The organism is Mesorhizobium sp. B2-4-7, assembly GCF_006442685.1.
In the GTDB taxonomy this organism is placed as follows: Bacteria; Pseudomonadota; Alphaproteobacteria; order Rhizobiales; family Rhizobiaceae; genus Mesorhizobium.
This window is the reverse complement of sequence record NZ_VFVH01000006.1, coordinates 294339-317987: the sequence shown is the minus strand read 5'-3', so window position 1 is coordinate 317987 and position 23649 is coordinate 294339. Positions and strand designations below refer to the sequence as shown.

Here is a 23649-nt window from a genome sequence, read left to right as displayed (position 1 = left end):
ATCACGCATTCTTGCGGCAATGCAAAAGGTGTGAATTCCAAGCCCGTCCTATTTCAGACAATTGGATTGTGGCCCCTTTACGAGCGCTTCAGAACTTCATTCCAATTTTAGGTTTGTAAAGTAGGTTGTCTTAATGCCGGCGTATGAAAGGCAGATGTCAGGGGGTACCGAGCCAAAGCGCGTGCTTTCGCGCGCGCTGCTTCTGGCCGTGATCTGCTGCTCGCTGATCGCCGGGCTGGGACCGGCGGCCGCCTTCGAAATCTTCGGCATCAAGCTGTGGGGCTCATCGAGCGATGAGGATGCCGACATCGTCGATCCGATGCGCTACGCCGTGACCATCTCCGCGCCCGACGCCGACAAGGACCTGGTAAAAAAGCTCGAAAACGCCTCGGCGCTGAAGAGCGACGAAGACCATCCCGTCTCCGGCTCGCTCGGTCTGATGGCCAAGGCGCGCAGCGATCGAGAACAGCTTGTGGCGGCGCTCTACGCCGATGCCCGCTACGAAGGCGTGGTCACCATCACCATCGAGGGCAAGCCGCTGGACGAGTTGCCGCCGGACGCCGAATTCAAGGGTCCGCAGCCCATTCCCGTGGCCATCAACATCGCCGCGGGTCCCAAATTCACCCTCGGCGATATCCGGCTGGAGGGTGACGCCGCTGGACTGATGAGCGCCGATTACGGCCTGATATCAGGCGGCGACGCTGGGTCTGGCGCGGTGCTCAAGGCCGAGGCGCTGATCGTGCGCACGCTGAAGGAGCAGGGCAGGCCGCTGGCCGAGGTGACCAGCAGGCACATCGTCGCCGACCATGACACGTCGACCCTCGACGTGACGCTGACGGTTGCTGCCGGGCCAGTCGCCGGCTATGGCGCGACCACGGTGGAAGGCACCGAGAAGGTCGACCGCGACTTCACCGAATACATGGCCGGGCTGAAACGTGGCCGGCAGTACTCGCCTCAGGAGATCGACGATGCGCGCGACAGGCTGCTGGCGCTCGAGGTCTTCAACAGCGTGACTTTCAAGGAGGCCGACAAGCTCGATGCCGAGGGCAACATTCCGATCGGCGTCCAAGTCAGCGAGCGCAAGCCGCGTTATTTCGGACTGGGCGGCACCTTCTCGAATACGGAAGGGCTGGGGCTGGAGGGGTATTGGGGCCATCGCAACCTGTTCGGCCGGGCCGAGAAGCTGCGCATCGACGGAGCCATCAGCGGCATCGGCAGCAATGACCTGTCCGAATTGAACTACAATGCCGGCATCATGTTCGAGAAACCCGGCGTGATCGGGCCGGCATCTAAATTCTTCGCCGGCATCAAGACCGTGCTCGAACATCCCGACGCCTACGACCATTTCTCGGTCAAGGGCAACACCGGCCTGTCCTATGAACTGACCAAGAACCAAACCGTGTCGGCCGAGGTCGCGCTCGACTATTCACGCATCCACGATTCCTTTGGCAAACATAAATACCTGATCGCCAGCATCCCGCTGCAATATGTCTATGACAACAGGGACGTCAGGCTGAACCCGACCAAGGGCTTCAGGTTGCTGGCCTATGCCGAGCCGAGCTACGACATATTGAGCGGTGCCGCCTTCCTCAAGCTGAAGGGCGAGGGATCGGCCTATCAGTCGCTGGATACCGCTTCGAAATTCGTGCTGGCGGAACGTGTCGCACTTGGCTCGATCGTCGGCACCAGCCTGCAGAACGTGCCTGCTGACCGGCGTTTCTATTCCGGCGGCGGCGGCTCGGTGCGCGGCTATGCCTATCAAGGCATCGGCCCCAAGGATTTCACCGGCCAGCCGATCGGCGGCCTGTCCTTCTTCGAGACCTCGGTTGAGATGCGTATCGCCATCACCGACACGATCGGCATCGTACCGTTCGTCGATGCCGGCACGGTATCGACGAAGTCGTTCCCCGATTTTTCCGACGTCAAGGTGGGCGCCGGTGTCGGCTTGCGCTATGTGACGCCATTCGGGCCGCTGCGTATCGACGCCGCCGTGCCGCTCAACCGCGACCCAGGCGACCCTCATTTCGGCATCTATGCCGGCATTGGCCAAGCGTTTTGAACATGAAGACGGTCTGGCGCATCCTTCGCATTTTTCTCTACACGCTGCTGATCGTGGTAGCAGGCGCCATCGGCGCGCTTTTCGTGCTGACCAAGACCGAGCGTGGACGCGACAATCTCGCCGGCATCATTTCGCGCCTGGCCTCGAGCGACGAGCGTAAGGTCACCGTCAGCGGCATCGACGGTATCTGGTCGGGCGCGCTCAGTGTCGACCATGTCGTGCTGGAGGACCGCGAGGGCGCCTGGCTGGTGGCGCGCAAGGTGGCCATCGACTGGTCGCCGCTGGCACTGTTGTCCAAAAACTTCAGCGCCGACCGCATCGCGGCGGAGCGCATCGAACTTGCGCGTCTGCCGGTGGCCGGCACGCAGCAGCCGGCGCAAGGCGGCGCGACGACGCTGCCGGTTTCCATTGATATCAAGCAGATCGACTTGCCGGAAGTCGCGCTCGGCCAACAACTGGCCGGCAGCGGCATCGCCGAACTCGCCGCCAAGGCCTCGGTGAAGGCCGACGCCGCACCGCTGTCGGTCGAGACGGTGCTCAACATTACCCGCCATGACGGCAAACAGGGCAATGTCGACGCGCAGATCCATTTCGCGCCAGCGGACAACAAGCTCGACCTCAACCTCAAGGCGTCGGAACCGGCCGGCGGCATCATCGCCAATCTGCTCAATCTGCCGGACACGCCGCCGGTCGACATCGTCGTCTCGGGCACCGGGCCGCTGGCCAACTGGAGTGGCGTCGGTACCTTCCTTGTCGATCATCGGATCGTAACCCAGCTCACCGGCCGCCATCAGCTCACCGACAAGGGTAACTATCTCGAAGCCAAGGGCGACGGCGATTTCGCCCGCTTCCTGCCGGAGAACCTGAAACCATTGTTTGCCGGTAAGACCAGCTTCGATATGGCGGGCACTGCCACGACGGCGGGCGGGATCAGTGTCGACCGGGCCAACATCGACAGTGATGCCGTGCACGGCACCGCGACCGGTATCGTCGATCCCGCCGGAGCCAGCGATCTTTCGGTCGAACTCGCCGCCAAGGGGCCACCCGTGGTGGTTAGCGTCGGCAGCAAGGCGCAGCCGATCACGCTGGCGATCAAGAATGCCACCGCCCGGGCGTTCGGCGACGGCAAGGCGCCGGTCGTCGATATCGGCGCCTCCTTCGTTTCGATCGTCGTCGGCGGCACGCGGCTAGACGACCTGGCGGCGCAGATACACTCCGACGGTTTCGACATCCAGAACCGCACCGGGCCGGTTACCGTCAAGCTTGGGGCCGGTGGCCTGAAAACCGACGTCGCGACGCTGGCGCCGCTGGTCACTGGCAAGGTCGATGTCGGCCTGGCTGGTTCCCTCAGCAAGGACGCCATTGTCATCGATCAGGGCACGCTCCGGTCCGATGCGCTCAATGCCTCGCTGACGGCGACCGTGGCGCTCGCCGACCTGTCGATGCAGCTCAAGATGAATGCCGATGCCGTGGCGACCGCCTTCCCGCAGCAGATCGCCTCGGTGCTCGGCGGGCGGGTGAAGTTCTCGGCCACAGCGTCGCGCGATCCGCAGGGCTCGTTCGCCGCCAACTCGATCGAACTCACGTCCGGTTCGCTCAGCGCCAGCGGTACCGCCAGCATGCAAGGTACCGACATCCTGGCCGATATCAAAGGCCGGCTGGGTGATGTTTCGGTGCTGTCGCCGACGGTCGGCGTCCCGGTCGAGGGCGGTGTCGATTTCGCCCTGTCGGCAAGCGGCGCCATGACCGCGCCGGATTTCACGGTTTCCGCCGACAGCGATAGCCTGACGGCCTCGGGCCGCACGGTGAAGGCGATCAAGCTGACCGCGAGCGGCAAGGCCGACATTGCTAGCCCTTCCGCCAAGGTTTCGCTGACCGGCGCCGTCAACGACCAGCCGCTCGACATCAAGGCGGCGCTGGTGACGAGCGAAGGCAAGCGCTCGATCAATGGCTTTGCGGTGTCGCTGGGTGACAACAAGGTGTCGGGCGATCTGGCACTGGATGACAAGTTCATGCCGCTGGGCACGCTCATTCTTTCTGCGCCTGCAATCGATCAGCTTGCGGCGCTGGCCGGCCAGGCGGTGACCGGCGACATCAACGGCACCATTCGCTTTGCCAAGAGTGGCGACGTGCCCTCCGTTGCCATTGACGCGAAGAGCACGTCGATCGCGCGCGGCGAGGTGACGGCCAGCACAATCGCCGTCAATGCCTTGATTGCCAACTATCTCAAGGCGCCGGCGATTTCAGGCTCGATCAAGGCCGATGCTGTGACGTCGGGGACCACCCAAGTCGGCGGCATCATCGTCGATCTGAAGCGCGACGGAGACTGGACGAATTTTTCCGGCGGCGCCACCGTATCCGGCATTCCAGCGAAGGCGGCGGGGCGCGTGAAGATCGCCGATGGCGTCACCAGCGTCGAGATCGCCTCGGGCGAGGCTACGATTCGCGGCATCAAGGCGGCAATTGCCGAGCCATCTATGCTCAGTATCGCCGATGGCACCACCAGCATCGAAAAATTAGCGCTCGATGTCGGCGGCGGCTCGGTGGCGCTGTCCGGTACCGCCGGCCAGACGCTCGATCTCGCGGCAAAGGTCTCCGCCTTGCCGGCTGCCCTTGCCAACGGCTTTTCGCCCGGCCTCGATGCCGCTGGAACGCTTGATGGCAGCGCTGAGGTAACGGGCTCGCCGTCGGCTCCGGACGTCCGGTTCAATGTGCAACTGGCCGGTGTCGAAACAAGCCAAACCCGCCAGACTGGGCTTGGGCAGCTCGCAGTCGACGCGGCCGGCCGCTACACCATGGCCGGCGGCGTCGTCCTCGATCACGCGACGCTCTCCGGTGACAAGGTTTCCGGTCAAGCCGCCGGCACGATCAATCCGAACGGCGCCAGCGATTTCGCCCTTGACCTCGTCTCATCCGGTCCAAGTCTGCCGCTCACGGTCGGAAGCGCCGAGAGTCCCATCAAGATCGAGGTCCGGTCGCTGTCGGCAAAGGTGGCGGGCGAGAGCACGCGGGCCCGATTGGATATGTCCGCGATCCTGCCCTCGATCGCGACGAGACCGGCGAAGGTGGACGGACTGAGCCTGGCATTGCACTCGGATGCGTTCGATCTGAAGAACCGCGCCGGGCCGGTTTCGGGCACAGTTTCGGTGGATAGGGTTGGGCTCGACAATCCCACCATCGCGCCGCTGATCGCCGGCAAGGTCACGGCCGCGCTCAGCGGGCGCCTGTCAGCCGACGCTGTCGCCATCGACAGCGGCTCGCTCAAAAGCGACGCGCTCAACAGCCAGGTCGCCGGCCTGGTGTCGCTGCGTGACGGCGCCATCGACCTCAAGCTGAAGGCGGATGCTCCATCGTCGGCCCTGCCGGCCGCAGCACGCGGCATGCTTGGCGAACGGGCGCAGTTGAGCGCCACGCTGAAGCGCGAGCCCAACGGTAATATCGCCATAGGCGGATTGACGCTGGCCTCCGGCGCGCTGACCGCACAGGGGCAGGCGAGCCTTGCCGACAATACGCTGGCCGCCGACATCAAGGGCGTGCTGGGCGATGTTTCGCTGCTGTCGAAGGATGCCAAAGGCGCCATCGCCTTTGCGCTGAATGCGCAGGGCCCGGCGACCGCGCCGGATCTGTCGCTGACCGTCGACAGCGACAAGCTTTCGGTGGCGTCGCGCGAGATCACCGGGCTCAGACTAACCGCCACCGGCAAAGCCGACGCGGCCAAGCCGGCGGCCAATGTGCAGCTGACAGGCAATGTCGCGGGCCAACCCTTGCAAGGCAGTGCGGTGCTGGCGACCGCGGACGGCAAGAGCGCCATCAATGGCCTGCTTTTGTCGCTGGGCCAAAACAGGATTTCCGGCGACCTGGCGCTGGACGACAAGTTCATACCCGAAGGCACGATCTCTCTCGACCTGCCCGATATAGGACCGCTTGCCGCATTGGCGCTGGAAAAAGCGGAAGGCGATGTGCGCGGCACGATTGCGTTCTCGAAGAACGGTGCCGCACCGCAGGTCGCCATCAAGGCTACGACCGCCTCGGTCACGCGCGGCGATCTTCAGGCGAAGGCCGTGTCGATCGACGCATTGATCGCCAATTACCTCGCCGCTCCGGTCATCTCCGGAAAAATCCATGCCGACACCGTCACGTCGGGCGGCACGGTGATCGGCGGCATCGATGTCGACCTGAAGCGTGACGGCGACTGGACCGGCTTTTCCGGCGGCGCGACGGTGAAAGGAATTCCGGCGAGGGCCGCGGGCCGCGTGAAGGCGGCAAACGGCACGACGACCATAGAGCTTGCTTCCGGCGAGGCGACCGTCCAAGGCATAAAGGCTGCCATCGCGCAGGCTTCGACCGTCACCATCGCCAATGGCACGACGACGCTGGACAGGCTGGTGCTCAACCTGGGCGGCGGCACGGCGACGGTGACCGGCAAGATCGGGCAGGCGCTCGACATCAACGCGGCGCTGGCGCGGGTGCCGATCTCGCTTGCCAACAGTTTTTCGCGGGGTCTCGATGCCGCCGGTTCGATTTCGGGCACGGTGAAGGTCACCGGGGCACCAGCCAGCCCCAGTGCGGCGTTCAACCTCGATGCTGCCGGCGTCCAGACCTCCCAGACCCGCGGCGCGGGGGTCGGTGCGGTGAGTGTCTCTTCCTCCGGCACCTTTGCCGGCAACAAGCTGACCTTCAACGCCAATGTCAGCGATGGGGCCGGCCTTGGTCTCAAGGGGGGCGGCACGGTGACGACATCAGGCACGCCGGCGCTCGCGCTCGACTTCAATGGCGCCGTGCCGTTCGGCATCCTCAGTCAGAAGCTCGCCGCGCAAGGCCTGTCGCTGACGGGGACCGCGAGTGTCAATGTGCAGGTACGCGGTCCCGCGACATCGCCGGTCATCGGCGGCAGCATCAGCACGTCGGGCGCCCGCCTGCTCGACGCGCGTTCCGGGCTTGCGGTCAACGACATCGCAGCCGAAATTTCCATCGGCAATGGCGTCGCCAGGATCAACCGGCTGACCGGGACGCTGTCGACGCGCGGCAGCCTGTCGGCCAGCGGCACGGTCGGTATCAATCCGGCGCAGGGGTTCCCGGCCGATCTGTCGATCAAGCTCACCGACGGCCGCTACACCGATGGGCGGGTGGTCACCGCCAATCTTGGCGGCGACCTGACGATCAAAGGACCGCTGACGTCGGCGCCGGTGATTGCCGGCACCGTCAACCTTGCCAAGACCGTGATCACCGTTCCGGACAAATTGCCAGGTTCGCTTTCGGCGCTCGATGTCAAACACAAGAACGCGCCCGGCGCGGTGAGGGCGCAGGACAAGGCATTGCGCCCGGCCACGACCAGCGGCAAGACGGGTGGCAGCGGCCTTGTGCTGGATGTCACCGTCAACGCGCCGAACCAGATCTTCATCCAGGGCAGGGGCGTGGACGCCGAACTCGGCGGCTCGCTCAGGCTGACCGGTCCGGCCTCATCGCCGCAAGCGGTCGGCACTTTCACGCTGCAACGCGGGCGGCTGTCGATTCTCGGCAAGCGGCTGACCTTCACCGAGGGCACGGTCGGCTTTTCTGGCTCGCTGGTGCCCTATCTCAACCTGACCGCGACAACGACCACGAGCAGCGCAACCCTCACCATCGTGGTGTCGGGCGAGGCGACCAATCCGAAATTCACCTTCACCTCGGTGCCGGCGCTGCCCGAGGACGAGGTGCTGGCGCAACTGATCTTCGGGCGGTCCATGTCGAACCTGTCGCCGCTGCAGATCGCGCAACTGGCCGAAGCCGCCGGGCAACTCGCCGGTGTCGGCGGCTCGACGTCGCTGCTGGAAAACCTGCGCAGCGCGATCGGCGTCGACGATCTCGATGTCACCACCGACGAAAAGGGCGGCACGGCGGTTTCTGCCGGCAAGTACCTCAACGACCGCACCTATGTGACGATCCAGAAAGGCGACAAGCCGGGCTCGGGCAAGGCCACGATCGACCTCAACGTGGGACGTGGCGTCAAACTGCGCGGCGAGGCGACGGACGCCGGCGAAGCCAAGGGCGGCATCTTCTACGAGAAGGAATATTGAAGCGGAGACTTGGGCTGGCCCTCATCCTGGCGAGGGCTGGTCCTGTCGCAAACCGCGCCAATGTCTCAGTTTAATCGCCTGAAGAGATTTAGTGGAAATCCGTCGCGCACTAGCAATTTTGCGCCAAGACTGTCGCTATCACGCGAACCGCTCCCCCTCCAAAGTTGCACATTCGTCAATATGTTCCCAACCATGCCGTCTTTGACATCATGGCCTGGATGCGGAATGTTAATCGGCGGAAAGCCAACAATGGGAGTTAGTCATGACAATCTACAAGAGTAATGGCGATAGCGTTCCGGATCACATCCTGGCCATGGCCGAAGAGGCCAAGTCGGGTAAGGTCGATCGCCGCGAATTCCTCGCGGTCGCCAGCGTCTTCGGCGCTTCGACGGCCATGGCCTATGGCCTTCTGGGGCTCGCCGCCCCGACGCCGGCCAAGGCCGAGGACGTGCAGGGTAAGAAAGGCGGCGTGCTCAAGGTGGCAATGTCGGTCAAGGATCCCAAGGATCCGCGCACGGCCGACTGGTCGGAAATCTCCAATGCCGAGAGGCAGGCGCTCGAGCCGCTGGTGAAATACACCCACCAGTACACATTCGCGCCCTATCTCCTGGAAAGCTGGGACATCAATGACGACGCCACCGAGTACACGCTGCATGTGCGGCCGGGCGTCGAATGGAACAATGGTGACAAGTTCACCGCCGACGACGTGATCTACAATTTCACCCGCTGGGCCGACAAGGCCGCGGAAGGCAACTCCATGCCGGGCCGTCTCGGCAGCCTCGTCGATGACAAGACCAAGAAATTGCGCGAAGGGTCGGTCATCAAGGTCGACGACATGACCGTCAAGCTGAAGCTCACCAAACCCGATATCGCCATCATCCCCAACCTGACCGATTATCCGGCACTGGTGGTGCACAAGAGCTTCGACGAGAAGGGCGCCAACTTCAAGAACTGCCCGATCGGTACGGGTCCGTTCGAGCTCGTCTCCTACGACGTCGGCCAGAAGGTCGTCTACAAGCGCCGCGAGACCGGCAAGTGGTGGCAGGGCGAAGCCTTCCTCGATGGCGTCGAGTTCATCGATTACGGCACCGATCCGGCCGCAACGGTTTCGGCCTTCGAATCGGGCGAAGTTCAGACCAACCATGAGACGACCGCCGACTACGTCAAGATCATCGCAGACGTCGGCGCGCCGCCTTCCGAGGTCGTGACCGCCGCCACCGTGGTGTCGCGCTTCAACGTCAACGCCAAGCCTTATGGCGACCAGAAAGTGCGTCAGGCGATGTGTCTGGCCGTCGACAACTCGGTGGTGCTGCAGCTCGGCTACGGCAATGCCGGCACGCCGGCCGAGAACCACCATGTCGCGCCGATCCATCCCGAATATGTCGAGCTGCCCAAAATCAAGCGCGACATCGCCAAGGCCAAGCAGATGCTGACGGAAGCCGGCGTGATCGATTTCGAACACGAGCTGATCAGCAACGACGAGGACTACCACAAGAACACCACGGACGCGATCGCGGCCCAACTGCGCGAGGCTGGCATCAAGGTGAAGCGCACCGTGCTGCCGAGCTCGACCTTCTGGAACGACTGGACGAAATATCCGTTCTCGGAAACCAACTGGAACATGCGTCCACTTGGCATCCAGGTCATCGCCATCGCCTACCGCTCGGGTGAAGCCTGGAACGAGACGGCCTACGCCAATCCGGACTTCGACAAGAAGGTCAACGAGGCGCTCGGGATCGCCGACGCGGAGAAGCGCAAGGTGGTGATGAAGGACATCGAGCAGATGCTGCAGGATTCCGGCATCATCATCCAGCCTTACTGGCGCAAGCTCTACATCAACATCAAGCCCGAGGTGAAGAACCACTCGATGCACCCCACCTACGAGCACGACTTCGGCAAGGTCTGGCTCGATCAGGCGTGACCCACAGCCTGTCGGGAGCGGGGCGCCAGCGCGCCTTTCGCTCCCGCGGCATCGCCGCCGTTGCATTGGATGCAGCGGCGGCGTGACGTCACAAGGTTTTTGATACAGGGTTGAACCTATCTGACCCCAACCCGGCCGGCAGGGGGGTACAATGTTCTCATTCATCGCCAGACGCATCGGCACGATACTGCTCACGATGCTGTGCCTGACGCTGGTCGTCTTCTTCCTCGTCAATCTGGAACCCAACCTGAAGAAGCTGGCGATCAGCCAGACCGAGATGCACACCTCGGCCGAACAGCTGGAAAGCTGGCTGGTCAATCACGGCTACCGGCAGAACTTTTTCGTGCGCTACGGCCAGTGGCTCGGCGTCGTGCCCAAGCAGCCGGTAACCGATCCGGCGACCGGTAAGCCGGCGCAGCGCTTCTCTTTCTGCAATGATCCGGCCGAGCCGAAGTTCTCCGGCGTGCTCCAGGGTGATTTCGGCTGCTCGACCAAATTCAAGACCACGGTGGGGGCCAAGCTATTCCCTGCGCTCGGCGCCACGGGCATCCTGATGTTCTGTGTGCTGGCGGTGATGGTGCCGGTCTCGCTGCTGATCGGCATCCTGGCCGGCATGCGCGAGGGGTCGCGCACCGACCGGGTGCTGTCGGTCGCCTCGATCGCCTCGACGGCGACGCCCGAATATGTATCGGGCGTCATCTTTACCGTCATCTTCGCCTCCTGGCTTGGCTGGCTGAACGGATCCGCCGCATCGGCAAGCCAGGGCATCACCTTCTATAACTTCACGCTGCCGGTGATCACGCTGGCCATCTACGGCATCGGCTACATCGCGCGCATGACGCGTGCCTCGATGGTCGAGGTGATGACGCAGCAATATATCCGCACCGCCCGGCTGAAGGGTCTTTCCTTCAAAAGCGTGGTGGTCAAGCACGCGCTGCGCAACGCTCTGATCGCGCCCTTCACCGTGATCATGCTGCAGTTTCCGTGGCTGCTCACCGGCGTCGTCATCGTCGAGGTGATGTTCCGCTATCAGGGCTTCGGCTACACGCTGGTCGAGGCCGCAGGCAACAACGACATCGACCTTTTGCTCGGCTGCTCGCTGGTCTCGGTGTTCATCGTCCTGATCACGCAGCTCATTTCCGATGTCGGCTACGCGTTCCTCAATCCGCGCATTCGGGTCCAGTAGGGGAGACGGCGCATGCAAGCCCAATATATCGGCGCCTCCACCGTCGTCCTCGAAGTGCTCTGGCGCTTCTGGCCGGTCTGGCTCGCGCTTCTCATCGTCATGGGCGCGAGCTTCCTCTACAAGAAGAAGCTGGCTCTCTACGGCCAACTGTTCGACAGCGGCGTCGGCATAGCGGGTGTGGCCATCTGCCTGTTCTGGCTGTTCACGGCGATCTTCGCCTCGACCATTTCGCCTTTCGATCCGCTCGGCCAGATTCCCATCATGAAGGATACACTGCCCGGAGCCATCGAACCGCAATCGGGCCTCGCTTATCTATTCGGTGGCGACAAGCTCGCCCGCGATGTCTTTTCACGCATGGTCTATGGCAGCCAGATCGTCCTGATCATCGCGCCGGCGGCGACCGGCTTCGCGCTCATGGTCGGCATCACGCTCGGCCTGCCGGCCGGCTATTATGGCGGCAAGATCGATACCGTTTTGTCGTTCCTGGCCAATCTCGTGCTGGCCTTCCCGGTTATCCTGCTGTTCTACCTCCTGGTGACGCCGGGCATCATGGACACGCCGATCCCCTACGCGCTGGCCGGCGTTTTCTTCCTGTTCCCGATTATTTTCTTCTGCGTGCTGTTCTGGACGCGCTACAAGAACCGTTCCGACCGGATCTACATCCTGCTCGGACTGACGCTGGTGGTCGGCGGCTGGATCTATGCCGGCCTGGTGTTCGATGCCGACCCGCTGAAGATCGTGCATATCGATCCCAACCAGCTCAACATCTTCGTGGCGGTGGTGTTCGCCTCCAGCCCGGGCGTGTTCCGCATCGTGCGTGGCCTGACCATGGATATCAAGACGCGGGACTATGTGGCGGCGGCCCAGACGCGCGGTGAGTCGCCATGGTACATCATGCTGTGGGAGATCCTGCCCAATGCGCGCGGACCGCTGATCGTCGATGCCTGCCTGCGCATCGGCTACACAACCATCCTGCTCGGCACGCTGGGCTATTTCGGCCTCGGGTTGGCGCCGGAAAGTCCCGACTGGGGCACGGCGATCAAGGATGCCAGCCGGCTGCTGCGTTCCTTTATCCACCCGGCACTGCCGCCGACGATCGCGCTGATGTCGTTCGTACTGGGGCTAAACCTGCTCGCCGATTCCCTGCGCGAGCAATCGATGAAGGATTGATGGCGGGGTCCTCGACCCTACTTGCCCGGAAAAACCAAGGATTGGAGCGACCCATGAACGAGGCAGTTCGAAATCCGGCCAGGCCGAACAATGGGCCGATCATCGAGATCGAGAACCTGTCGATCTCCTTCTTCACCCGCAAGGGCGAGATACCGGCCGTGATGGATTTTTCCTGCACGGTCATGCCCGGCGAGGCGATGGGCATTGTTGGCGAATCCGGCTGCGGCAAGTCGACCGTGTCGCTCGGCATCATGCGTGATCTCTCCAACATCGGAAAGATCGTCGGCGGCAAGATCAAGTTCCAGGGAAAGGACATGGGCGAGCTCTCCGAGGAGGAGCTGCGCAGCATCCGCGGCAACAAGATCGCCATGATTTACCAGGAGCCGATGGCGAGTCTGAACCCGGCGATGAAGATCGGCCAGCAGCTAATGGAAGTGCCGCTGATCCACGACAAGGTGTCGAAGGAAGAGGCCTATAAACGTGCGCTCGAAATGGTGCGCTCGGTGAAGCTTCCCGATCCGGAACGCATGATGCGCTCCTATCCGCACCAGCTTTCGGGCGGCCAGCAGCAGCGCATCGTCATCGCCATGGCGCTGCTGTCGAAGCCGGCGCTGCTTCTCCTCGACGAGCCGACGACGGCGCTCGACGTGACGGTGGAGGCGGGCATCGTCGAACTGGTCAAGGGGCTGGGCGAGAAGTTCGGCACCTCGATGATCTTCGTGTCGCACAATCTTGGCCTGATCCTGGAGACCTGCGACCGCATCACGGTGATGTATTCGGGCGAGGCCGTCGAGACCGGCAAGATCAAGGACGTGTTCGACCGGATGCGCCATCCCTATACGCAGGGCCTTTTCCGCTCGATTCCACTGCCGGGCGCCGACAAGAACTCGCGGCCGCTGATCTCGATCCCCGGCCAGCTGCCCCTGCCGCATGAAAGGCCGAAGGGCTGTAATTTCGGTCCGCGCTGCCACCATTTCGTCGAGGGCGTCTGCAACGCCGCCGAAATCCCGATGATCGAAGTCGCGGGACATGAAGGTCATTTCTCGCGCTGCGTGCGCTTCAACGAAATCGATTGGGACGCCCTGCCGCCCGGCGCCAAGAAGGTCAATGAGAAGGTCGTGCCTGGCGCACCGGTACTCAAGATCGAGGATCTGAGAAAATACTACAAGGTTGGCGGCAGCGAGGTGTTCGGCTCAAGCGAGGGCCGCGTCGTCAAGGCCAACGAGACGATTTCGTTCACGGCGCGCGAATCCGAAACCGTCGCCATTGTCGGCGAATCCGGCTGCGGAAAATCGACGCTGGCCAAAGTACTGCTCGGGCTCGAGACGGCGAGCTCCGGCAAGGTCACGCTCGCCAACAAGGAAATCCAGTCGACCGGCATCGAGAGCCGCAGCGTCGACACGGTGTCGTCGATCCAGATGGTGTTCCAGAACCCGTTCGATACGCTCAACCCCAGCCATTCGGTCGGCTCGCAGATCATCCGCACACTGGAAAAGTTCAACGTCGGCAAGACCGTCGCCGACCGGCGCAAGCGCATGCTGGAATTGCTTGACCTGGTGAAGCTGCCGCGCGCCTTCGAGAGCCGCAAGCCGCGCCAGCTTTCGGGTGGCCAGAAGCAGCGCATCGGCGTGGCGCGCGCCTTTGCCGGCGATGCCAAGGTGGTGGTGGCCGACGAGCCGGTCTCGGCGCTCGACGTGTCGGTGCAGGCGGCGGTGACTGAGCTGCTGATGGACATCCAGCGCAAGAATAAGACGACGATGCTGTTCATCAGCCACGATTTGTCGGTCGTGCGCTATATCGCCGACCGGGTCGTCGTCATGTATCTCGGCTATATCGTCGAGCAAGGCACGACCGACCAGATCTTCGCGCCGCCCTATCATCCGTACACCGAGGCACTGCTTTCGGCGATCCCTATCGCCGACACCAGCGTGATCAAGAAGCACATCGTGCTGGAGGGCGACATACCCTCGGCAATGAACCCGCCGACAGGCTGTCCATTCCAGACGCGCTGCGGCTACAAGAGACTGGTGCCGGATAATCTCTGCGAAACCAAGGTGCCGCCGGTAAAGAACCTGGGCGACGGGCACATGAGCCTGTGCTGGCTCTCGGACGACGTTCTGGCGACGATGGAGCCGGTGATCAAGTTCGACAAGCAGCATGCCGACCATGAGGGCGTGCCGGACGACGCGCCGCATGGGGCCGGCCCGGGCTTTGCCGGTCAGCCACCCAACCGACCACATGGCAAGACCGCCAGTGCGGAAGCCAGCGCGGTGGGAGAGGACGCCGAGGAGACAGAAGCCGTGTGGCGAGCCCGCCGCCACGAGGTGCGCGACGAGGTCTCCGAAACAGGTGCACCGGCGACCGATGCCAACGCGACCTCCGCGCCTTTTACGCCGAGAACGCTTGGCGAGGGCCGCCAGGCAGAGAATGCGCGTGTCGCACCAATTAGCGGCCGTGCGGCCAGACCAGGCGCGGCGCGTGATGGCGCGGCCGACAGGAACCGACCCGCCGGCATCTCCAAGCCTGCCAAGCCGGACGACTTGAAATTGATATCCGGCGTGGGTCCGAAGACGGAAGCCATCCTCAATGGCCTCGGTATCTTCACCTACGCTCAAATTGCCTCGTGGAAGAAGGCCGAACGGGAGTGGGTCGACGACCATTTGAGATTCCAGGGCCGCATCGAGCGCGAGGACTGGGTCAAGCAGGCGAAGGCGCTCGCCAAGGGCGGCGAGGCGGAATACATCAAGGTGTTCGGCAGGAAGCCGCGCTGACAGATGCTGTCGTTGTAGCGGGAGCCCTTTAGCTGCCGCACTGCCTTAGCTGTTCGGCATAGTCGCGGGCCATCTTGTCGGTGGCCCGGGCATAGCTCTGGACGCCGGAATCGCCACGATTGCCGCGGCCATAGGCGGTCCAGCCGAGATAGTAGGCAAGGTAGAGATTGTAGGTGTCGTTGCGGGCGACGCCGTAGGTATCCGCTGTCTTGGAATGGTACCAGCCGACGAAATCGACGGCGTCGGAGAATTTGGTCCGGCGGGCCGCCCAGTTGCCCGTTTCGCTCTGATATTGCGACCAGGTCCCGTCCAGCGCCTGCGAGAAGCCGGTGGCCGACGAGACGTGCTTCCAGGGGATGAAACCGAGCAGTTTGGTGCGCGGCGGCCGGGCGTTGCTCTTGAAACCGGATTCCTTGCGCACGGTCGCCATCAGCACGGGGACGGGCACGCCGTATTTCTGCTCGGCGCGTTCGGCGGCCGACTGCCAATTGTCGAACCAGCCGTCATTCTGGTCGAAGACGGCGCAGACATTGTTGATGTGGCTGGGGGCCGTCGCACAGGCCGAAAGTGCCAGCAGCATACCAACCGCTACAATTTTACTAAAACTTGACCTACGCATCGGCAGAGCAATAGGCTCAAATCATAAAGGGAATCTTGCTGCCCTCGTTAACGGGCCGCCGATGCGGGCGCTTCAGAAAAATGCCATATTGATCACCCGACATATCTTGTCGCTTTTCATAAATCGATGTTTCGAAAATGCCGCCTCGGTTAAAATCGCGCCCGCAAACGGCGTATTTCTGACAGCTGGCGCGGTTTGCCGAGGCTTTGATGCCTGGCATGAACGAACCAAGACGCAAGCGCGGCGCCGAGCGCACCAGCAACCGGGGACCAGGGCCTATCCCGCAGCTGCCGGCGAGGCGGGTGACCAATCCTTATCCGCCGATGGCCTTGCTGTCGCCCGACCAGATCGAGGCGATCCACCAAGCGTCGATGCACATATTGGAGAATTTCGGCATCGAGGTGATGAGCCCGCGGGCGCTCTCGCTGTTCGAGCAGGCCGGTGCCAGCGTGGACCACGCGTCGGCGAACGTGCGCATTGACCGCGGCATGGTCGACGAGGCGCTGAAGACGACGCGGTCCAATTATTCCCTTACACCGCGCAATCCGGCCAACGCCGTTCATCTCGGCGGCAACACAATCAATTTCACGCTCGTTGCGGGGCCGCCCAATGTGCACGACATGGCGCGGGGCCGCCGCCCCGGCAATTTGCGCGACTATGCGGATCTGACCCGGCTGGCGCAGCATTTCAACTGCGTGCACATGCTCGGTAACCAGGTCTGCGCGCCGGTCGAATTGCCGGCCAATTCGCGCCATCTCGACACCTATTTCACCAATCTGACGCTGACCGACAAAAGCTTCCATGTCTCGGCGATCGGCCGGGGCAGGGCGCTGGACGGGATCGAGATGATGGCGATCGCGCGTGGGCTGACGCTGGACCAGTTGCGCGACGATCCCGGCATCGCCACCATCATCTCGGTCAACTCGCCGCGCCGTTTCGACGAGATGATGGCCGAGGGGCTGATGACGATGGCCGAATTCGGCCAGTCTGTGGCAGTCACGCCGTTCACGCTGATGGGCGCGATGAGCCCGGTGACGCTGGCGGGTGCGCTCGCGCAGCAGAATGCGGAAGCACTGTTCGGCGTAGTCCTGACGCAACTTGTGCGTCCGGGCGCGCCGGTCATGTATGGCGCCTTCACCTCCAATGTCGACATGAAGTCGGGCGCGCCGGCCTTCGGCACGCCTGAAAACACCAAGGCCAACATCGCGTCGGGGCAATTGGCACGGCGTTACGGGCTGCCCTACCGAACAACGCCGGGCTCGGCCTCCAACGCCGCCGATGCGCAAGGCGCTTACGAGACGTTGATGGCGCTGTGGGGCGCTGTGCTCGGCCACGGCAACCTCGTCTATCACGCCGCCGGCTGGCAGGAGGGCGGGCTGACGGCGTCGTTCGAGAAATTCATCATCGACGTCGAAATGATCCAGCACATGATGGAGTTTTTGCGCCCGATCGTGGTCGACGAGGCCGAGCTTGCCGTCGAGGCGCTGGGCACGGTGCCGACCGGCGGCCATTTCTTCGGCGAGCCGCACACGCTGGAACGTTATGCGACGGCCTTCTATCAGCCGATGCTTTCGAACTGGCAGAATTTTGAAGCCTGGCAGGAAGCCGGCGGCCTCGACGCAACCGCGCGCGCCACGCGGTTGTGGAAGAAGGCGCTCGAAGACTATGTCGAGCCGCCGATGGACGTCACCGTGCGCGAAGCGCTGGAGGCCTACGTGACCAAGCGCAAGGAAGCGATTGGGGCGGGCGAGCCGTGATGCGCCACGAACGTCCCGTTTTGAATCATCTAGCCCATCCAACTCACTGATATCAGAGAAGAACCCATGAAATCGCATGCAAAGGTCGTGGTCATTGGCGGCGGGGTTGTCGGGTGTTCCGTGCTGTTCCATCTCGCCCGCCATGGCTGGACCGACGTCGTGCTTCTGGAGCGAGACGAGCTGACTTCAGGCTCGACGTGGCACGCGGCCGGCGGCATGCACACGATCAATGGCGATCCCAACGTCGCCAAGCTGCAGAAATACACGATCAACCTCTACAAGGAGATCGAGGAGCTTTCCGGCCAGGCGACCGGCGTGCATCTGACCGGCGGCGTGCTGCTGGCGGCGACCGAGGCACGGCTCGACTGGCTGCGTGGCGTCGTCGCCAAGGGTCGCTATCTCGGCATCGATCTCGAAGAAATCTCGCCGAAAGAAGCGGCCGAACTGATGCCGCTGCTCGACCCCAAGCAGTTCGTCGGCGCTGTCCGCAACAAGGAGGACGGCCATCTCGATCCCTCCGGCGTCACCCATGCCTATGCCAAGGCTGCGCGTAAGCTGGGCGCCGAGGTCGAGCGCTTCACCAAGGTCGAGGACATCGTGCGGCGTCCCGACGGGCTGTGGCGCGTCATCACCAACAAGGGCGAGGTCGTAGCCGAGCATGTCGTCAACGCCGGTGGCCTTTGGGCGCGCGAGGTCGGCCGCATGGTCGGGCTCGAACTGCCGGTGCTGGCCATGGAGCACATGTATCTGATCACCGAGGACATGCCGGAGGTCGCCGCCTGGAACGCCAAGACCGGCACCGAGATCATCCACGCCGTCGATTTCGACGGCGAGCTCTATTTGCGCCAGGAGCGCGGCGGCATGCTGATGGGCACCTATGAGAAGGCCAACAAGGCATGGTCCGAGCACCAGACGCCGTGGAATTTCGGCCATGAATTGCTGGAGCCGGACATCGACCGCATCGCGCCGTCGCTGGAAGTCGGCTTCCGGCATTTCCCGGCCTTTCAGAACACCGGCATCAAGCAGATCATCAACGGACCCTTCACCTTCGCGCCTGACGGCAACCCGCTGGTCGGGCCGGTGCGCGGTTTGCCGGGCTTCTGGGTGGCCTGCGGCGTCATGGCCGGTTTCAGCCAGGGCGGCGGCGTTGGGCTCGCGCTGTCCAACTGGATGATCGAGGGCGATCCCGGCGCCGACATCTGGGCCATGGACGTGTCGCGCTATGGCGACTGGGCGACGATGGCCTACACCAACGCTAAGGTGCGCGAGAACTATTCCAGGCGCTTTTCGATACGCTTCCCCAATGAGGAATTGCCCGCCGGACGGCCGCTGAAGACCACGCCGGTCTATGACCTGCTGTCGGCCAAGGGCGCGCAATGGGGCGTGTCCTATGGGCTAGAAGTGCCGCTCTGGTACGCGCCCGAAGGCGTCAAGGACGAGTTCTCGTGGCGTCGCTCGAGCGATTTCGCGCATGTCGGCAGGGAGGTTGCAAACGTTCGCGGGGGCGTCGGCATCGCCGAGATTTCGAATTTCGCCAAATACGGCGTGACAGGCGAGGGGGCTGCTGCATGGCTCGACCGGCTGCTCGCCTGCAAGCTGCCGAGGCCAGGCCGCATGACGCTGGCGCCTATGCTGAAGGAGGACGGCAAGCTCATCGGCGATTTCACGCTGGCCAATCTCGGCGGCGAGGAGTGGTTCATCGCCGGTTCCGGCATTGCCGAGCAGTACCATATGCGCTGGTTCGAAAAGCATCTGCCCGCGGATGGTTCTGTCCGCATCGAGGCTTCGGGCGCGAAACTCACCGGCCTTGTCGTCGCCGGGCCGAAGGCGCGGGACGTGCTGGCCAAGGTCACGCGGACGGACGTCTCGAACGCCGCCTTTCCCTTCATGGCCATCGGCAAGATGGATATCGGCATGGCGCCGTGCCTGGTAGGCCGCGTCAGCTACACCGGTGATCTCGGCTATGAAATCTGGGTGGCGCCGGAATATCAGCGCGCGGCGTTCCAGGCGCTGATGGCGGCGGGCGAGGAGTTCGGCATTGGCCTGTTCGGCTCCCGTGCGCTGAACGCACTGCGGCTGGAAAAGAACTATGGCTCGTGGGCGCGCGAATACCGGCCGATCTACGGACCGCTGGAGGCAGGGCTCGACCGCTTTGTCGCCTATGGCAAGGAAGCCGATTTCATAGGCAAGACCGCGGCGTTGGCAGAGCGCAAGCAGGGCGGCAGGCTCAGGCTGCGCGCCTTCATCGTCGAGGCTGCCGACGCCGATGTCATCGGCGACGAGCCGATCTGGTTCGGCGGCACGGTGCGTGGCTGGGTGACGTCAGGCGGCTATGCGCATCATTCAAGGAAATCGGTGGCCATGGGCTACGTGCCGAAGGAGATCGCCGAGGAGAGCGAAGGCTTCGAGATCGAAATCCTCGGCAAGCGCCATGCCGCACGCATGCAGCCGGTGCCGCTGTTCGACGCCAATTTGGAGCGGATGCGGGCGTGAACAATCCGCATCCGGCTCGCATCAGGCAGCGCGGCGATTGTCGAGCGCAAAGGCGCCAGGGCCGGCGAAGAACAGATAGAGGAAGATGAAGCAGAACGAGATCGCCAAATCGCCGCCATTGTTGACCGGGAAGAAGCCGCGCGGCATGTGCGCCATGAAATAGGCGATCGCCATCTCGCCGGCCAAAAGGAAGGCGACTGGGCGGGTGAACAGCCCCAGCGCGAGCAGGATGCCGCCGGCGAACTCGAGAATGCCGGCTGTCAAAGTCAACCCGCTGAGGGCGTGGGGTTCGGCGCTTGCCGGGAAATTGAACAGCTTCTGGCTGCCATGCTCGATGAACTGCAGCGCGGTCATGATGCGCAGAACGCCGAGCGCCTGTGGCTGGTATCGGGCCAAGCCTTCAAAAAGCGCCATCTGAAACTCCGTTTTCCCCCCAGGTCCGGCCTAGATTATCGCCCCGAGATGGACCATTCACTTCCCGCTACCGGACATCAACAATCGGTGATGCGAGATGTTCCGCAACGCGTCGATATTTTCTCCCTAAGGTTGCATTATTATCCCTATGGTTGTATCGATCTGTAGATAGTTGAAATCGTTTGGGGGTCTCTCGCCATGAAAAAAGTCGTCATCAGCTTTTTCGCAATCCTTGCAGGTACCAGCTTCGCGATGGCCGGGGATGCCGGCTGTGAGGCTTTCAAATGGCCGGTAACGCGCGAGCAGGCGCTGTTCGCCGCGCCTCCTTCTGCTGCGTCGGGGACGACGCTGGCGGTCGGCGCTGCCGCCGATCTGGTTCTGGTGCCGGCCGAGACAGCGGAATTCGCCCTCCCGCCGGAACGTGCCCCGGCGCCTGGCACGTTCGGCGCTGTCGCCAGCATGGTTGTGCCGCCGGAAGGGGGCATCCAGATAAGCCTGTCGGGCGAAGCCTGGATCGATGTCATTCAAGACGGCCATACCGTGAAATTGGCCGGCTACAGCGGGGTCAAGACCTGTCCGGACATTCGCAAAAGCGTTCGGTTCAAGCTTGCGCCCGGCCCGGCCACCGTCCAGTTCAGCGGTGCAAAAAAGGCAGGCCTGAAAGTCGCGGTGCTGACGCCGGAATAGCTCGGCGCCAAGCGAGGACACGGCCCTCAATCTTACGATCAAAGGCCGTTCTCCTGTGCGACGTTGAGCCCCTTACCGTCCGGGCGCCATCAAGGCGAAATGGGCGCCTTGCGGGTCCTGGCATTGCACGATCCAGCTGCCGCCGGGGACCTCCATCGGGCCCATCAGGATCTTGCCGCCATTGTCGGTCACCCGTTTTGCCGCCGCGTCGATGGCGGTTACGTTGAAATAAAACTGCCAGACCGGCACCGGGATCTGTTCGGGTTTGTTCATGATGCCGCCACCGGATTCGGGGCCGGCCGCGAAGGTTTGATAGGTTCCCATCGGCCCCATGTCGAAATCGCCGGCATTGGTCCATCCGAACTGGCTGGAATAGAAGTCGAACGCAGCCTTCCAGTCGGTTGTGTAAAGCTCGTGCCAGCCGATATGGCCCGGCGTGCTGGCCGGCACGACCGGCTGGTCGGGCCCGTTCGGCTGCAGGAACATGAAGGTCGCGCCTTGCGGATCGGCGACGACGGCAAAGCGGCCGACGCCCGGAATGTCGTCGGGCTGGCGATGAACGGCGCCGCCGGCTTTCTGCAGCGACGCCGTGGCAGCATCGACATCCCTGGTGTGGATATAGCCAAGCCAGGCGGGAGGCATGCCCATCTTGGCGGCATCCTCAGGCATCGTCATCAGCCCGCCGACGCCACGCTCGCCGACATTCATGACGATGTAGCGCGGCATGCCGGGAGCCTTGTCGAAGGCTTGCGCGGTCCAGCCGACCACCTTGGTATAGAACGCCTCGGCGGCGTCGAGGTCTGATGTCATCAATTCGTACCAGAAGAAGGGCATTGGGGATTTCGGCATCGTCGGTCTCCTCACCTTTTGCGTCGATCGTCCTTCGATCCATCATAGGACGATCTTCGAGACGGAAATCCGACAGCGGAGGAAAAATTGCGGCTCGACAGGCATGCCATGATTGCGGCCTGCCGCTTAGCGGACCGTCCTTCCTCGAAAGTTCGACATTCGCGCATTATGATATTAAACGTGAACCAAATTATCATGTTTTATTCGAGCCTTTTCAGAGGCTTATGTAGAAAATTGACCAATTGATAAAAAAATAAAACGTGCTAGCCTTCCCTAAAACGAAAACAAGGGGAACTGACGATGGCAGAAGGCCAATTCAGGGAAGGCATTGCAGGCGGCCGGCTGCCTGCCGATCAGTATGCGGACAATTTTTCCGACCTGCATCCGCCGCTCGATCACCACGAGGCGCTGGTCGAAGCGGACCGCTGCTATTTCTGCTACGACGCGCCGTGCATGAACGCATGCCCGACCTCGATCGACATTCCGCTGTTCATCCGCCAGATCTCCACGGGCAATCCGATCGGCTCGGCCAAGACCATTTTCGACCAGAACATTCTGGGCGGCATGTGCGCCCGCGTCTGCCCGACCGAGACGCTGTGCGAGGAGGTCTGCGTGCGCGAAGTGGCGGAAGGCAAGCCGGTGCAGATCGGTCGGCTGCAGCGCTATGCCACCGATATCGCGATGAGCGAGAACAGGCAATTTTATCCACGTGCCGCACCGACAGGCAAGACGGTCGCCGTGGTGGGCGCCGGGCCGGCCGGCCTTGCCGCCGCACATCGGCTCGCCCGCCATGGCCACGACGTCACAATCCTGGAAGCGCGCGCGAAGGCGGGCGGGCTCAACGAATACGGCATCGCCGCTTATAAGAGCGTCGACAATTTCGCCCAAGCCGAGGTCGAGTACGTTACCTCGATTGGCGGGATTGATATCCAGAACGGTAAGGCGCTCGGCCGCGACTATCAGCTCTCCGACCTGATCCGCAATTATGACGCGGTGTTCCTGGGCATGGGGCTCGGCGGCGTCAATGCGCTGCGCGCCGATGGCGAGGCCGCCGTGGGCGTCACCAACGCCGTCGAGTTCATCTCCGAGCTGCGCCAAGCCAGCGATCTCTCCGGCCTGCCGGTCGGCCGCCGCGTCGTCGTCATCGGCGGCGGCATGACGGCGATCGATGCCGCGGTGCAGTCGAAGCTGCTTGGCGCCGAGGAGGTGACGATCTGCTACCGGCGCGGCCAGGAACATATGAATGCTTCCGAATTCGAGCAGGACCTGGCGGCCGCCAACGGCGTCGTCATCCGACACTGGCTACAGCCGAAGCGGGTGATTGCCGAAGGCGGCAAGGTCAATGCCATCGAGCTTGAATACACCGCCATGAACGGCGACAGTCTTGCCGGCACCGGCGAGACGCTGACCCTCGTTGCCGACCAGGTGTTCAAGGCGATCGGACAGAGTTTCGTCCCCGCTGCGCTCAACGGCAGCGGTGCTGCGATCGAGCTCGAGGCCGGGCGCATCAAGGTCGATGCGGAAGGGCGCACCTCGCTGGCCAAGGTCTGGGCCGGCGGCGACTGCATATTCGGTGGCGACGACCTGACCGTCTCGGCCGTGGCGCAAGGGCGTGATGCGGCGGAATCCATTCACCGGGCACTGACCTCGAACGGGAGGGCATGAGC

Annotated in this window: 13 protein-coding genes and 1 pseudogene; 10 read left to right on the top strand and 4 right to left on the bottom strand. The window is 63.1% G+C overall.

Features of this window, described 5'->3' with window-relative positions; translation table 11 throughout:
* The first annotated feature begins 133 nt into the window (after nt 1-133).
* The 6 genes and pseudogenes from FJ946_RS18915 to FJ946_RS18890 form a co-directional block, all read left to right on the top strand.
* Entirely contained in the window at nt 134-2059 is a 1926-nt protein-coding gene (locus FJ946_RS18915) for an autotransporter assembly complex family protein (protein ID WP_140567437.1), read from the top strand.
* A 2-nt stretch (nt 2060-2061) separates the two neighbouring features.
* Nucleotides 2062-8115, top strand: a complete 6054-nt coding sequence (locus FJ946_RS18910; protein WP_140567435.1) for a translocation/assembly module TamB domain-containing protein — start codon at nt 2062-2064, stop codon at nt 8113-8115.
* 262 nt (nt 8116-8377) lie between these two features.
* Complete coding sequence (locus tag FJ946_RS18905; RefSeq protein ID WP_140567433.1) at nt 8378-10036, top strand: ABC transporter substrate-binding protein; 1659 nt, start codon at nt 8378-8380, stop codon at nt 10034-10036.
* Nucleotides 10037-10187: 151 nt separating this feature from the next.
* Complete coding sequence (locus FJ946_RS18900; protein WP_140521245.1) at nt 10188-11222, top strand: ABC transporter permease; 1035 nt, start codon at nt 10188-10190, stop codon at nt 11220-11222.
* A 12-nt stretch (nt 11223-11234) separates the two neighbouring features.
* Nucleotides 11235-12392, top strand: coding sequence for an ABC transporter permease (locus tag FJ946_RS18895; RefSeq protein ID WP_140495091.1), 1158 nt, complete (start codon nt 11235-11237; stop codon nt 12390-12392).
* Nucleotides 12393-12445: 53 nt separating this feature from the next.
* Nucleotides 12446-14647 (top strand): annotated as a pseudogene (locus tag FJ946_RS18890) (ABC transporter ATP-binding protein); the annotation flags it as partial.
* 544 nt (nt 14648-15191) lie between these two features.
* On the opposite strand, the gene FJ946_RS18885 reads toward FJ946_RS18890, so the two are convergent.
* Together FJ946_RS18885 and FJ946_RS18880 are read right to left on the bottom strand one after the other, a co-directional pair.
* Entirely contained in the window at nt 15192-15782 is a 591-nt protein-coding gene (locus FJ946_RS18885; protein WP_140495095.1) for a transglycosylase SLT domain-containing protein, read from the bottom strand.
* 16 nt (nt 15783-15798) lie between these two features.
* Nucleotides 15799-16002, bottom strand: a complete 204-nt coding sequence (locus FJ946_RS18880) for a hypothetical protein (protein WP_140516680.1) — start codon at nt 16000-16002, stop codon at nt 15799-15801.
* Here FJ946_RS18880 and FJ946_RS18875 point away from each other — a divergent pair.
* Both FJ946_RS18875 and FJ946_RS18870 read left to right on the top strand, forming a co-directional pair.
* Nucleotides 16001-17539, top strand: coding sequence for a trimethylamine methyltransferase family protein (locus FJ946_RS18875; RefSeq protein ID WP_140516678.1), 1539 nt, complete (start codon nt 16001-16003; stop codon nt 17537-17539). The two genes, FJ946_RS18880 and FJ946_RS18875, sit on opposite strands and share 2 nt — an antisense overlap.
* Before the next feature lie 66 nt (nt 17540-17605).
* Nucleotides 17606-20032 (top strand): FAD-dependent oxidoreductase, encoded by a 2427-nt coding sequence (locus FJ946_RS18870; protein ID WP_140567428.1) that lies wholly within the window; start codon nt 17606-17608, stop codon nt 20030-20032.
* Nucleotides 20033-20053: 21 nt separating this feature from the next.
* Here the strand turns inward: FJ946_RS18870 and FJ946_RS18865 are convergent, their stop codons facing one another.
* Nucleotides 20054-20446: a DoxX family protein gene (locus tag FJ946_RS18865; protein ID WP_140516674.1), complete on the bottom strand. Its 393-nt coding sequence runs from the start codon at nt 20444-20446 to the stop codon at nt 20054-20056.
* A 198-nt stretch (nt 20447-20644) separates the two neighbouring features.
* Here FJ946_RS18865 and FJ946_RS18860 point away from each other — a divergent pair, with 198 nt between their 5' ends.
* Nucleotides 20645-21133 carry a hypothetical protein gene (locus FJ946_RS18860; protein ID WP_140516672.1) on the top strand — a complete coding sequence of 163 codons (489 nt, stop codon included), beginning with the start codon at nt 20645-20647 and terminating at the stop codon, nt 21131-21133.
* Between the two features lie 72 nt (nt 21134-21205).
* Here the strand turns inward: FJ946_RS18860 and FJ946_RS18855 are convergent, their stop codons facing one another.
* Nucleotides 21206-21982, bottom strand: a complete 777-nt coding sequence (locus FJ946_RS18855) for a VOC family protein (protein WP_140567426.1) — start codon at nt 21980-21982, stop codon at nt 21206-21208.
* 300 nt (nt 21983-22282) lie between these two features.
* Here FJ946_RS18855 and FJ946_RS18850 point away from each other — a divergent pair, with 300 nt between their 5' ends.
* Nucleotides 22283-23647 (top strand): NAD(P)-dependent oxidoreductase, encoded by a 1365-nt coding sequence (locus FJ946_RS18850; RefSeq protein WP_140516668.1) that lies wholly within the window; start codon nt 22283-22285, stop codon nt 23645-23647.
* Nucleotides 23648-23649 lie beyond the last annotated feature (2 nt).

Bases quoted from the DNA above. Each gene is read 5' to 3' on its own strand.
- FJ946_RS18865 (WP_140516674.1), bottom strand. From the start codon at position 20,446: ATGGCGCTTTTTGAAGGCTTGGCCCGATACCAGCCACAGGCGCTCGGC.
- FJ946_RS18860 (WP_140516672.1), top strand. From the start codon at position 20,645: ATGAAAAAAGTCGTCATCAGCTTTTTCGCAATCCTTGCAGGTACCAGC.
- FJ946_RS18875 (WP_140516678.1), top strand. From the start codon at position 16,001: ATGAACGAACCAAGACGCAAGCGCGGCGCCGAGCGCACCAGCAACCGG.
- FJ946_RS18905 (WP_140567433.1), top strand. From the start codon at position 8,378: ATGACAATCTACAAGAGTAATGGCGATAGCGTTCCGGATCACATCCTG.
- FJ946_RS18880 (WP_140516680.1), bottom strand. From the start codon at position 16,002: ATGCCAGGCATCAAAGCCTCGGCAAACCGCGCCAGCTGTCAGAAATAC.
- FJ946_RS18855 (WP_140567426.1), bottom strand. From the start codon at position 21,982: ATGCCGAAATCCCCAATGCCCTTCTTCTGGTACGAATTGATGACATCA.
- FJ946_RS18915 (WP_140567437.1), top strand. From the start codon at position 134: ATGCCGGCGTATGAAAGGCAGATGTCAGGGGGTACCGAGCCAAAGCGC.
- FJ946_RS18895 (WP_140495091.1), top strand. From the start codon at position 11,235: ATGCAAGCCCAATATATCGGCGCCTCCACCGTCGTCCTCGAAGTGCTC.
- FJ946_RS18850 (WP_140516668.1), top strand. From the start codon at position 22,283: ATGGCAGAAGGCCAATTCAGGGAAGGCATTGCAGGCGGCCGGCTGCCT.
- FJ946_RS18885 (WP_140495095.1), bottom strand. From the start codon at position 15,782: ATGCGTAGGTCAAGTTTTAGTAAAATTGTAGCGGTTGGTATGCTGCTG.
- FJ946_RS18900 (WP_140521245.1), top strand. From the start codon at position 10,188: ATGTTCTCATTCATCGCCAGACGCATCGGCACGATACTGCTCACGATG.
- FJ946_RS18870 (WP_140567428.1), top strand. From the start codon at position 17,606: ATGAAATCGCATGCAAAGGTCGTGGTCATTGGCGGCGGGGTTGTCGGG.
- FJ946_RS18910 (WP_140567435.1), top strand. From the start codon at position 2,062: ATGAAGACGGTCTGGCGCATCCTTCGCATTTTTCTCTACACGCTGCTG.